Genomic DNA, 12,929 nt, shown 5'->3' with positions numbered 1-12,929 from the left:
CGGATAAATCGGAATTCCATTCATTTTGGATGCACAGTCTTTTAAACTTTTACAGAATTAAGCCAAATAGATTATTGTATCGAACACTTATTAAGTTTCATGTGAAAAATTTCGCAAATATATTGCTGCTTTCGTTAATAAAATTTAAATGGGTGTTGGCAAGAGTTAAGAAAAACGAAAAGGAGTGCTTACAATGGAACAAGGAGTTAAACCTAAGCTGAAAAAAGTTTTGTCTGAGGATGAAAAAAAGGCCTTGATGGAAGAAGCGAAAAAATACACATCCGGATTGGTTGATAGAGCCTTAGAGGCGGAAAAAGCATATTCCGAGTTCACACAGGAACAGGTCGATAAGATTGTTGCTGAAGCAGCGCTCGCGGGATCGGAAGCGGCCTTGATGCTTGCTCATGAGGCAGTTGATGAAACCGGACGCGGAGTCGTCGAAGATAAAGATACGAAGAACCGTTTTGCGACTGAGAACGTGTACAATGCAATCAAGAATGATAAAACAGTCGGCGTGATCCATGAGAACAAAGTTGCCGGCGAAGTTCAAATCGCGGCTCCGCTGGGGGTATTAGCGGGGATTGTGCCAACGACTAATCCCACATCAACAACAATGTTTAAATCATTACTGGCATTAAAAACACGCAATGCGATCGTTTTTGCTTTTCATCCGCAGGCACAAAAATGTTCTGCTCATGCAGCCAAAATCGTATATGACGCAGCTGTGGCAGCCGGAGCCCCTAAAGATATCATTCAATGGATCGAGAAACCGTCGCTCAACAATACGACAGCTTTAATTCGCAATCCTAAAATCGCTTCTATATTAGCAACCGGAGGTCCGGGAATGGTTAATGCGGCATTGCAATCAGGTAATCCGTCCATGGGTGTCGGTGCCGGTAACGGGGCACTATTTGTTGACCACACGGCACATCTTGACCGGTCAGTTGAAGATTTGCTGCTGTCGAAACGATTTGACAACGGAATGATCTGCGCTACTGAAAACTCAGTGGTTGTTGAATCGTCAATCTATGATCAATGGATGGACAGAATGCTGGAAAAAGGCGCGTACCTTGTTCCTAAGAAAGATTATCAAAAAATAGCCGATTTCGTTTTCAATGACAACCATGGTGTAAACGGACCGGTTGCCGGCAGACCTGCTCGATGGATTGCGGAACAGGCAGGTGTCATTCTTCCGGAGGGCAAGGATGTTATGTTGTTTGAACTTGACCCGAAGAACATTGGCGAAAAACTCTCCTCTGAGAAGCTGTCTCCGTTGCTGTCTGTTTATAAAGCTAAGGATCGTGATCAAGGTGTTAAAATTATTGCAGCTCTTTTGGATTACCAAGGAGCAGGACACAATGCAGCGATTCAAATTGGCTCACAGGCAGATCCGTTTATCAATGAGTACGGCGAAAAGACTAAGGCCGCTCGAATTCTAGTGAATCAACCGGATTCAATCGGAGGCATTGGCGATATATACACAGATGCGCTGCGCGCAAGCTTAACTCTAGGCACAGGATCGTGGGGGAAAAATTCATTGTCACATAACTTATCAACTGAAGACTTATTGAACATCAAAACGGTCGCAAAACGACGCAATCGTCCGCAATGGGTCCGGCTGCCGGAAAAAATTTACTATGAAAAAAATGCTATTTCTTATCTTCAGGATATTGAAAATGTTACACGGGCATTTATTGTTGCGGATCCGGGAATGGTTAAATTCGGTTTTGTTGACAAGGTTTATGAACAATTGGAAATTCGTGATAATGTGGTGAAGACGTCTATCTATGGGACCGTTCGGCCTGACCCAACACTGGGGCAGACCATCGAAATCGCCAGACAAATGCGTGACTTCCAACCGGATACAGTCATTGCAATCGGCGGTGGATCTGCGCTGGATGCTTCTAAAATTGCGCGTTTTATTTATGAGTATTCACTGGACCAAGAGCCCGGGTTCTTAGACAGCTATGAAAAAGTCAGTGAGCTGTTCACTCGTTTACAACAGAAATTCATTGATATCCGCAAACGGATCGTTAAGTTCCATCATCAAACGCAGACCCAGTTGGTTGCAATTCCGACGACATCCGGAACAGGGTCCGAGGTAACGCCTTATGCGGTAATCACAGACGATAACACACATGTTAAATACCCATTGACCGATTATGAACTGACACCGCAGATTGCCATCGTCGATCCGGAATTTGTCATGACCGTTCCGAAACGAACCGTTGCTTTGTCCGGACTGGATACGCTGTCACACGCTTTGGAAGCCTATGTTTCAGTTATGGCATCTGAGTTTACACGTCCGTGGTCACTGCAGGCAATTAAGCTTGTCTTTGAGAATCTGGAAACGTCTTATAAGTTTGATCCTAAGAACCCAACGTTGGAAGGCGAAATGGCTCGCGAGAAAATGCATTATGCTGCTACTTTGGGTGGTATGGCATTTGCCAATGCCTTCCTTGGAATCAATCACTCGATTGCGCATAAAACCGGTGGGGAATTCGGATTACCGCATGGTCTGGCAATTTCAATTGCCATGTCGCATGTCATTGGTTTCAATGGTGTTTCCGGGAAAGTAAAGCGGACGCCGTTCCCTCGCTATGAAGTATATCGTGCTCAAAAAGACTATGCCGACATTGCCCGTTCTTTAGGTATAAAAGGAAACAGTGATGCGGAGCTGGTCGAGGCATTTTGCGATAAGATTGCGGCTTTAATGAAAGCTCTGGATGTTGTGCCTAAACTGTCGGCCAATGGTGTGACTCAGCAACAATTTGACAGTGCACTTGATAAATTGGTTGACTTGATTTATAACGACCAGTGTACACCGGCCAATCCACGTCAGCCGGGATTGGATGAAATAAGACAATTGCTGATTGCCCAATTTTAAGAGGTCTTGAAGCAATAGATTCTACTCTCGGGGGTTGAATAAATCTTGTTTTGAATTTACTATGTAAAGTGAGAGAATAAATTGTTTATGAGGCTGCTCTTATTATAGCCTTGCAGCCAACACTATGATTACTAAGTTATGAGTACGAGACAAAGTGTCATTTACAGACAAGGTGGACTGACCTCCTAAGGTTGGACGAACGAAATTCAACTTTAGGAGGTTTTACTATGATCAATAGTCAACTCATTTTAAGATAAGGTGTCCGGTTGAGTATTTTAAAGGGATAAACGTTGGATTGTACAATTTCTTAGTTTAGTAAAGGAATTTTGTATCTAAGCTTGCGTGCTTTGAGAAATCGCAATGGCATCACTATGCATTGGAGGGCTTTAATGATAAACCAAAAACATATGATATGGTCGCGACTATCTTATTCCTTTGGTGCCTTTGGACATGATATGTTTTGGGTTACTTTAAATACCTATTTTATCATGTTTGTGACGACTCATCTATTTAATACGGGCAGCACCGCTCAGAATGCCAGAATGGTTTCAATCATTACATTAATTATTTTCTCACTTCGATTTGTCGAATTAGTTATTGATCCCTTAATTGGAACCACGATCGATAACACGAGGACACGTTGGGGCAAATTTAAACCATGGGTTGTTGTTGGCGGAGGCGTAGGATCTCTATCACTGATCGTTTTATTTACAGATTTTGGCGGCTTAACCAAAAACAATCCTGTTTTGTATCTGATTCTATTTGCGATTATTTATATTGTTATGGACATTTTTTTCTCGTTTAAAGATGTTGCTTATTGGTCAATGATTCCGGCCCTATCCTTTGATTCACATGAACGAGAAAAAACAGCCACATTTGCACGAATCGGTTCAGCGATCGGCGGAAATCTTGTTGGGGTTACAATCATGCCCCTGATTTTGTTTTTTTCGCTCAGCTCGAATCATGGAACCGGTGACACTCGCGGCTGGTTTTGGTTTGCAATCATTGTGGGAACTCTTTCATTTGTCTCAGCCATTAGTGTCGGTCTGGGTACAAAGGAACTTGATTCGGATCTGCGAAAAAATAAAGAGCGCACCAAATTTAAAGATGTATTTAAAGTATTGACCCAAAATGATCAGCTCATGTGGTTATCGCTGTCCTATGGAGTCTACACAATTGGCGTGTCATTAACCAATTCTATGGTACTCTACTACTTCACCTTTATTCTAGGTGATGCTAGCAGTTTTTCAATTCTGGCAATCCTTAATTTTTTCACCGGTTTGTTTACAGTTTCGGTTTTTCCATCACTGGCTAATCGGTGGAGAAGGAAGACTGTATTTTTCGCTTCGGTAACTGTTATGTTTCTCGGACTGTTACTGTTCAGCTTTGCCAATACCTCTTTGCCGCTCGTTATTACGGCTGGGATTCTGTTCGGCAGTCCTCAGCCTCTGATTTTTTTGGTCGTGCTCATGACGATTACAGATTCGGTTGAATATGGCCAATTAAAGGAAGGACATCGCGATGAGAGTCTGACATTATCGGTTCGGCCTCTTTTAGATAAACTGGCGGGAGCCATATCCAACGGCGTTGTTGGTCTAACGGCAGTTTTGGCAGGCATGACTACAGGTGCTTCAGCAGGCAGTATCAGCAGCGCGGGAAAATTGACCTTTAAACTCATGATGCTGGGCGCCCCTTTTCTACTGGTGTTGATGAGCGCAATTGTCTTCTTCAAAAAAGTTAAGCTAAATGAAAAAATGCATGCCGAGATTGTCGATGAGCTGGAGAAAAAATGGGGCAAGAATCTTGACTCATCAGAAGAAACGACGTCATGAATTAACAGATAGACAACGAATCTGAACCAGATAGTTATGGGCCTTTATCCGGCATATCCCTGTTTTGATTTATAAAAAAGTCAATCCCACAATAAGTGTTCGGTGGAGGAGATGTTCTGAAAAGTTTACCTACATGGCATTTTAAAACAAAACATGTATTTTCGCCGATTCCATCTTCGAGGACTAAAAGTTCATGCAGAATTTGGTTGATTGGCGTTGGTTCATCAAGCCCGCCTAATCGATTCGCAATTTCTTTAGCAGGCCAGGCATTGCAAGGGCACCTTTAATTTGGTCACCCTTCACTTGATTAGGAGCATTGCGAACATCAAGTACAACGTACTTAACATCTTCTGTATCCATATTTTCTAACACAACAAAATGGTTAAAGACTTAAATGGGTTTTCAATAATTCGATTTTTTTGTTTGCATCGTGAATCATTCTCCATTTCATTTCTTATTTTTTGTGTTCCCAGATTAATTTTTTTCGTAAGGCATTCATATCGTTTTTATCTAACTCACTCATAATCATCTGAGCTGCTTTAAAGTTAAACGGCAGGAAAGCTTTTAAAACATTTTTGCCTTTTTCCATTAATTGAACGAAGGAAGCGCGTCTAAATCCACTGAAAATTTATAAAAAGTAAGATTTGATTTGCATCTACACCTGAATATTTATGTGATACAAGATTGACTCTTTTAGAATTAGGACGATCTATAAAAATCGAAAGCTACCAAAAACATCACTTCCTTTATTTAGTTTGCTGGCTAACCTTTGTCAAATGTTAGCCCCTAAAATTTTCTCATGAATGATTGTACTAAGGCTAGAAACTTTGAACAAATCTTTGAAAAATCATTTGGCATAAATAGGCCGTTATCGTCACTTCTGAGAATGCTCTCTTTGCGTAAAGAACGTTTAAGTCTCCAAAAAGCAAAGTAGGGAGCGGGACACTAAAGAGCAACCCAAAAAGGAATCAAATAAAGTATCGGAAAAAGGTTCAGAGAGTCAGCAAAGGTCACTAAAAAAATGATGACAACAATGATCAAGTCATTTCGAAAAATTAACAGATGAGTATGTCAGCAAGACTCCAACATTGATCGGAGCTTGTTTTTTGATAAGAGATGCACATCTCGGGTATTTTTTTATTTTGTTAGTTAAGCCACTTAATTCATGTAATTTTACGATTTTAAAAAAGGGCAAACGTATTATGTTTAGATTTTTGGCCTTTTTTATCCGAATTTACTAATATCAATTGCTTCATCCGGTTTCTCAGGAGTGTAGTTCAACTCGCACAATGCTGAATGCCTTGTGCCCGCATGAATCCATTTATTTGCGCTCTCTTTTCTATGGCTCGCTGAGTTTCTTGAATACGCTGATTTCCATTCAAGTTCGAGCTCCTTTAATAGCGACCTAACGTTGTACTTATGATTCCGGATCATAATCTATGATTAACAGGTTTTCTGTTAGTTGATAAAGTCACGCAAACTTGCTTATTCTTAATAAAGAAGTCCAAATAAAGGAGTCCAATGATCAAACATTTCTTTAACATTTACTTGTTACACTAATTAGGTACATTGAGGAGGAAGGAGGTATTTTATGATTAACGTACTCGTTGTAGAAGATGATGTAAAGTTGAATCAAATTGTTTGTACTTATTTAAATGACAATGGATATTCTGCCAAAGGATGTCTCAACCCGCGAGAAGCCTATGACCTGATGTACGACAAACTGTACGATTTGATTATTTCCGACATCATGATGCCGGAGATTGACGGCTTTGAATTCACAAAAACGGTGCGTGAGATCAATGAAACCATACCTATTCTGATCATCACGGCGCGTGATGATCTTTTTTCAAAACAAAAAGGGTTCCAACTTGAAATTGACGATTACATGGTAAAACCCGTTAACATGGATGAACTTTTACTTCGTGTGGGGGCACTGCTCCGTCGAGCAAATATCACGAATAAAAAACGCTTGAATGTTGGCAACCTAGTTATGGATGCAAACGAAAGGACCGCCACGGTGAACAATGCGGAAATTCCGTTGACCGTGCGGGAATTTAATATACTTTATAAGCTGCTTTCGTATCCGAAGCATACGTTTTCTCGCACGCAACTTATGGATGAATTCTGGGGGATTGACAGCAACACGAGCCTGCGTGCTGTTGATGTGTATATCACAAAACTGCGCGATAAGTTTTCCGCGTGTGCGGATTTCAAAATTGTTACTGTTCACGGGCTTGGATACAAGGCCGTGCCGCTATGAGACGGAGTCTAAGAAAACAAGGCGATAAAAGAATCAATGTCCACCATTTTTCATGGGTAGAATATATCGGACTGCTGGTCGTGCTTGTAGGGCTTGCAGCCCTGCCTGCCATTATGTACGGAGCCAACCTCGCGAAAGATTCCGGTCCTTATCTCTTTTGGTATTCCTATACTGGGCTATCGTTACCGGTATTTTCAGTGTATTTACTGCTTATCAGAGATACCGCACCTTTGATCGGCCGATGCGAAGGCTCAGCGAAGCCGCGAAAAAAGTGGCGAACGGTGATTTTTCTGTTTATGTAAAGCCGGTCCATACAGCAGACAGGCTAGATTATGTAGACGTAATGTTTCAGGATTTTAACAAGATGGTGCAGGAACTCGGATCAATTGAAACGATGAAAAGTGATTTTATCGCAAATGTCTCTCATGAAATTAAAACACCGTTTGCCGTTATTCAAAATTACGCACAAGCTCTGCAAAATGAAAAATTAACGCCGGAGACGCGGAAAGAGTATACCGATACAATCATTGCTTCATCACAAAAAGTTGCCGCACTTGTGACCAACATTTTAAAATTGAATAAAATTGAAAATCAGGTCATTCTTCCAAATGCCGAGCCATACGACTTATGTCGTCAGCTCTGTGACTGCGCCCTCTGTTTTGAAGACTTGTGGGAGAGGAAAACTATTGAATTCATTGCGGATATGGATGATCGGGCCATTATTCACGCTGACGAACATTTGTTGGAGATTGTATGGAAAAATCTTCTTTCTAATGCACTCAAATTCACCAATCCTGGCGGGAAAATTACATTACAGCAAACATCGGATATCAATTCTGTAACGGTATCAATATCCGATACGGGCTGTGGTATGGACGAAGAAACACTAAACCATATCTTCGATAAATTTTATCAAGGCGATACGTCCCATTCGTCCGAGGGCAATGGTCTTGGCCTTGCACTTTCACAACGGGTTGTTGAATTGCTAGGCGGCACTATATCTGTTAAAAGCATGCTCGGCAAAGGGACAACATTCACGGTACAGTTAAAAGTTGAACCATAAGCCGTGAAATAGAATAAGATCAGCAAACATTAAACAGTCTGAATTCGGAACAATCGAATTCGGACTGTTTTTATTTAAAATTAATAACTCTTAAACAGTTCATAAGCAACTCACAAATAATTCATCGATAAGATGAGAACATCAAATGCAGCCATACACATTTGAAATGATAAATTGAGGAGCCTTTACTATGAGTGACATTCAGAATAAAGAAAAAACCTTTGTTGCCTACGAATACAAGCGTGTAACCGTACATTGTTATCTTGAAGGAATGTTAAAAGATAGCTATCATCATTTCGGCTGGAAACTAGAGAAAAGCGAGCCAGCCGTTGTCAAGCATGTGTGGGTGCCCCTCTGCGTCGTGCTCGCCCCGCTTGCTCTGATTCCAGGCAGCCCCGTTGGAAAAATGATTGTGGACCATGGGTCCGAAACCAAAATCACGTTGACCTTCAAACGCGACAAACTCATTTGCAATAAAACAAAACTGAATCGACTACAGTCTCGTTTTGAAGCTAGCGTCAAGATGATTAGCAGCCTTGATAAATCTAAACGTACAACGGCTGCAGCCTTGTCCTGTGTCGTTGGTCTCATCGGTACAGTTTTTATAGGGATATCGATTTTCGGCTATCTCGCAGGTATGCTTCCTCTTTCCATCGTTATGGCCGTACCGGGATTTGCCGGATGGATTTTGCCTTATTTCATTTATCAGGCGGCAAAGAACTTAAAAACGAGTAAGGTTGCCCCGCAGATCGATAAACTGTACGACATAATTTATGACCTGTGTGCAAAGGCAGATACATTCTTAATTTCTTAAATATTTAATCAAGTATTCTCGAATGAAACGAAAAAAGATCCATCAAATAAGTTTAATTGAGGAGATATCGTCATGAGTGAAGATAAGAAAAGCAATAATATTTTTGTTGGCTACGAATACAAGGAGGTCACAGTCAGCCGCGACATGGAATCGATCTATACAGATGGCTATGTGAATTTTGGCTGGGTGCTGGACGGTACGTCAACTCCGCTCCAAGGAATTTCTTCAGTGACATTAAAATTTAAACGTAATCGCAAAATCCGTAACAAAGCTGAACTGACCCGCCTGCAGCGCCAATTCGACGGCTGCGTTGCTGAAGTCAAAGCGATGGAACGTTCAAAATTTGTTGTATCTTCAATCGTTGTTTACACCATCGGCATTATTGGAACTGCATTCATGGCGGGTTCGGTTTTCGCCTATCAGGGTAGTCTGCTCGTTCTTTCCATCATCTTGGCTGTTCCCGGATTTGTCGGTTGGATTATACCATACTTCTGTTTCAGCGCCATTCACAAAAAGAAATCAGCTAGAGTAACGCCAATCATTGATCAGAAATACGATGAGATTTACGAGTTGTGCGAGAAAGCTAACGATCTTCTGCCAGAGTAAAAAGATCGAAGCAGAACTTAATAATGCGAAGAGGGCTATCATTTGAAAGACAAAACCTTTATCAGTGCTATTGCCGTCGCTGCTCTTGTCATCGGTTTTGTCATTAAAAACAAGTGGAAATAATACGGTCATTCCAAGGTTGAGAGGTGACACATGAAGGAATTATTTGACCATTATGCAAAAAATGACCAGGATCGCACGGTAGCTGCTGCACTCGCATCACTCATACTTTATGTAGTTATCGGCATTGGGAAGCTGGTTCTCGGCATGTACCTTCTCTCCACTTGGTACGTAATCAATGCCGTTTATTACTTGATCTTATGTATTGCAAGAGGACAGGCGATTAAAAAATATAAAATCATCCGATCTATTGAAAACCGCATAAAAAGATATGATTTGGAATTTGTCGTCTACAAGCGAAGCGGTATTTTCATTTGTCTGCTTGGCATATCCTATTTTTTTACTTGCTTGAGAATGTATTTAATTGGAGACGCCACCGTTTACGGTGGCTACATGGTTTATCTAGTAGCTACCATTGCTTTTACTAAGATGGGATTTGCCATCCATGGAGCTGTGATTAACCGACATAGGAACAATCCTATTATTTCGACTCTAAAAATCATCAGCTTCATTGATGCAACGGTTGCTATTGTTGTTACACAATACACCCTGCTGATCAAACAGTCATCTGCCCATGCAATGAATAGCAGCGCCTTGTTTGGAATGGGATGCAGTGCTCTATTCATTCTTATAGGAATTCGTATGCTCAATAAAAAGAAAAAATATCCTGTTTTATGAAGATGAAAATCTTAATGCATCAGCTTTTTTTATTATTCCAGAACAGAAAGGATGAAATGAACCTGAATAAAAGTATAACAACAGAAAACCGTGGTATTAAAAAGGGAGTCATCTTGTTTCTTATGATTCTGGGTACTTCCTTGTAGCGTTTAACCAGACCATTATGAGTGTCGTGATCTCGCAATTGATGAACGATCTTGAATTTTCAGCCTCAATGGCATTTTAATTCCAATCACCGCTTTTTTAATAACACGTGTAAGACCATGGCCGTCAACTCTCTGATCCTGCTTGCCGGTCGTATGATTCAGGCGGCCGGTACCGGCATTATTGTGCTATTTGCTATTGCTCCTTAACACTGTTCTCGTGCTTCCGCCCGCGAAGATAGGTGCTGTAATGGAGATGATCCCGCCTGCGATCATTTGCCCCGACGATGATCGGAGAATCGTTAAGAAGGGTCAGACCAACTAACAAAATTGCGTACAGTCAACAGCGTCGCGCAGGATAATGAGAAGGATGTTGCTTTGTTGGCAACGTATGCAAACAAGACGTAACCAAGCCACAATGTTCGCCCAGAAACAAGGGATTGCGATGTGGATCAACCCGAAGAAAAGAAAATATTGATGACAGTCGTGAACCCACCGACAATCAAGTATCGAAGCGCCTCACCGTATTTTGCGTAAATTTGATTTACCTTTCTGTCCATCTAATGATCCCCTTTTAGTAGCGGAACAGGCAAGTGTAGACAAATGAAGCATTCCTATATGAAACACCGTTGATCGATAGTGGGTGTGTCGAGAGTTGATAATGATAAGTGCGTACGATATCTACCTTCTGATTACGTCCGCTGGGGTTGTTTACCATGATTCGATAACGACCCGGTGTGAGCTTATGATGCAGCCGGTATACATACGCGGCATGATAGAGATGATATACATGGCCAGTGCTCGTGCTGATCAAGGTGATTCTAACATGGGAGTTAGCATGAATTTGAACGGAAAGGTAGTTGGCTTGTCCGTGTAGGTCGATGTCTTCCGTCATGATTGTTCCCGGAATTACTTCAACAGCCTTGGCGTGATATTGAACCGATAACTGACTCCGTTGTGCGGCAATCACCGTATTTTTTGGATGCTCAAGCCCCAGCTGATTAGAGAGGCCGATTGAGGCTAATGCGGTGACAGTGACTACGAGCGCTGTCACCCAACGATGCAGCGAAAAACGTGATTTTTCGGTTTTTGCGGGTGCCGGCAGTGCGGCTAGTGCAAACCATGTTAGCGGCAGAATTGCTTGACCGTACCTCGGTTCAACTTCCCAAAGCAGTGTGTGGAAGGCTAGATAACCGAGTGCCGTGATAATCGCGGTAAGCGTTGCAACGTTCCTGACATCAGTCAGATCAGGGTGCCATACCGCTAACCGTAAGATCAACATTAACCATAGACAGATCGTGGCGGCACTGTAACTGATCATCGTGAGGACTTGTAAAAATTGGGCGTGCCTGTGATACCAGGCAGGCGCGGATTGGAAGCCCCCATTATACCAATTTTGGATGCCACGGACATCGAGCAGAGTCTTAAGTTTGATCGTCCAAAGGCGCACCATGCCGGCAACGCCGAGTTTTTTAATGCGCCGGGGAATGTGCTTGAGATCGTACTTTTGACGGGCCGCCTTATTAGGCAGCGCAATCGCATGACTGACATCGCTACCCGCATAGCTGCCGTTATGAACTGGGTTCACGCCCATCAACATCCAATTAGTCACAGGAAATTCGAACTTGGTCTCAGGGGTGAAGTTGCTGAGATGATAGATGCCTTGAGTGGCAGGAACACTGAGACCGAAACCGATCATGATTAGAAGCATGGGGAGGGTCAGCTTCATCTGTTTCAAGAGATGCTTGTGTAATAGGATTACTGCTACGATCGCAAGTGCAGGAATGAGAACAATCAGGTTTGGCTTCAGCAGCTCGCCAATTAACACAGTCACCACAAGTACGATACCTGAAATAATACGTTGCCTTCGGATTTTTCCCGACCATTGCCATAGTGCTCGGATGACGATCAGCAGGATCAGCATCGAAGGCAGATCGGAGTAGAAGACCTGTAGATAATAGGTGTAGGCGAACGGTGTCAAAGCAAAAAAGGCAAACGCGCCGATCAATGTGCTGTTACGTTGATTGAGCTGGTAGATTGTCCATAAAAATAGACCGATGAAACCATCGAGCACTATTAAGCTCAACAGATGAATTGAGAGATTAGTTGAGAAACCGATTAACTGGGTCAGGCGTAGCCATAATGACAGCAGAAACGCTAGCGGCACGTTGTTCGCATAGCGCCAGAAGTATGTGATATCCCAAGTCATGTGACCGGCAGCCATCTGATCAGCTTGCGACAGGACGCGATATGGGTCGTGATAGACCGTGTTTGGCATGACACTCATGATGAAGATTTGAGCGACCAGCATGAAACCGAGTCCAATGCCAATACCCCACTTGATACGTCTGAATGGAAGTGAGTTGATTGTCGGTGCGAGTAAACGAATACAGCTGAATGCGAAGATGGTGACGATCAGAACAGCGACACCGGTATATTTAGTCAAGTTCCCTAGGATGCCAATCAACAGACAGATGATTAATACCAGCGAGAAAAACGTTGGGAAGATTTTGCGATTCATAA

Annotated in this window: 10 protein-coding genes; 8 read left to right on the top strand and 2 right to left on the bottom strand. The window is 42.3% G+C overall.

The features are described from left to right. The first annotated feature begins 256 nt into the window (after window positions 1–256). Together adhE and NIE88_RS17300 are read left to right on the top strand one after the other, a co-directional pair. Complete coding sequence (gene adhE, locus NIE88_RS17305; protein ID WP_373689458.1) at window positions 257–2,887, top strand: bifunctional acetaldehyde-CoA/alcohol dehydrogenase; 2,631 nt, start codon at window positions 257–259, stop codon at window positions 2,885–2,887. Window positions 2,888–3,276: 389 nt separating this feature from the next. Further along, window positions 3,277–4,719 carry a glycoside-pentoside-hexuronide (GPH):cation symporter gene (locus NIE88_RS17300; RefSeq protein ID WP_253064011.1) on the top strand — a complete coding sequence of 481 codons (1,443 nt, stop codon included), beginning with the start codon at window positions 3,277–3,279 and terminating at the stop codon, window positions 4,717–4,719. A 1,224-nt stretch (window positions 4,720–5,943) separates the two neighbouring features. Here the strand turns inward: NIE88_RS17300 and NIE88_RS17295 are convergent. Beyond that, window positions 5,944–6,153 carry a malate:quinone oxidoreductase gene (locus tag NIE88_RS17295; protein ID WP_253064010.1) on the bottom strand — a complete coding sequence of 70 codons (210 nt, stop codon included), beginning with the start codon at window positions 6,151–6,153 and terminating at the stop codon, window positions 5,944–5,946. A gap of 157 nt (window positions 6,154–6,310) precedes the next feature. On the opposite strand from NIE88_RS17295, the gene NIE88_RS17290 reads away from it, so the two are divergent. From NIE88_RS17290 to NIE88_RS17265, 6 genes are all read left to right on the top strand, one after another. Next, window positions 6,311–6,982: a response regulator transcription factor gene (locus NIE88_RS17290; RefSeq protein WP_253064009.1), complete on the top strand. Its 672-nt coding sequence runs from the start codon at window positions 6,311–6,313 to the stop codon at window positions 6,980–6,982. Then, window positions 6,979–7,284 carry a hypothetical protein gene (locus tag NIE88_RS17285; protein ID WP_253064008.1) on the top strand — a complete coding sequence of 102 codons (306 nt, stop codon included), beginning with the start codon at window positions 6,979–6,981 and terminating at the stop codon, window positions 7,282–7,284. The genes NIE88_RS17290 and NIE88_RS17285 overlap by 4 nt, the downstream gene beginning before the upstream one ends. Then, on the top strand, window positions 7,254–8,045 hold the full coding sequence (locus tag NIE88_RS17280; protein WP_253064007.1) for a sensor histidine kinase: 792 nt from the start codon (window positions 7,254–7,256) through the stop codon (window positions 8,043–8,045). The genes NIE88_RS17285 and NIE88_RS17280 overlap by 31 nt, the downstream gene beginning before the upstream one ends. A 190-nt stretch (window positions 8,046–8,235) precedes the next feature. Further along, the gene (locus NIE88_RS17275) at window positions 8,236–8,859 is read left to right on the top strand and encodes a hypothetical protein (RefSeq protein WP_253064006.1); all 624 of its coding nucleotides are present in this window, start codon (window positions 8,236–8,238) and stop codon (window positions 8,857–8,859) included. A 72-nt stretch (window positions 8,860–8,931) separates the two neighbouring features. Continuing rightward, entirely contained in the window at window positions 8,932–9,465 is a 534-nt protein-coding gene (locus tag NIE88_RS17270) for a hypothetical protein (protein ID WP_253064005.1), read from the top strand. Window positions 9,466–9,618: 153 nt separating this feature from the next. Beyond that, complete coding sequence (locus NIE88_RS17265; protein ID WP_253064003.1) at window positions 9,619–10,263, top strand: hypothetical protein; 645 nt, start codon at window positions 9,619–9,621, stop codon at window positions 10,261–10,263. A 717-nt stretch (window positions 10,264–10,980) separates the two neighbouring features. Here the strand turns inward: NIE88_RS17265 and NIE88_RS17260 are convergent. Further along, entirely contained in the window at window positions 10,981–12,927 is a 1,947-nt protein-coding gene (locus NIE88_RS17260; protein ID WP_253064001.1) for a glycosyltransferase-like membrane protein, read from the bottom strand. Window positions 12,928–12,929 lie beyond the last annotated feature (2 nt).

This window comes from Sporolactobacillus shoreicorticis (assembly GCF_024125445.1).
In the GTDB taxonomy this organism is placed as follows: Bacteria; Bacillota; Bacilli; order Bacillales; family Sporolactobacillaceae; genus Sporolactobacillus; species Sporolactobacillus shoreicorticis.
The sequence above is the reverse complement of the archived record's forward strand: the minus strand, read 5'-3'. Positions and strand labels throughout refer to the sequence as shown.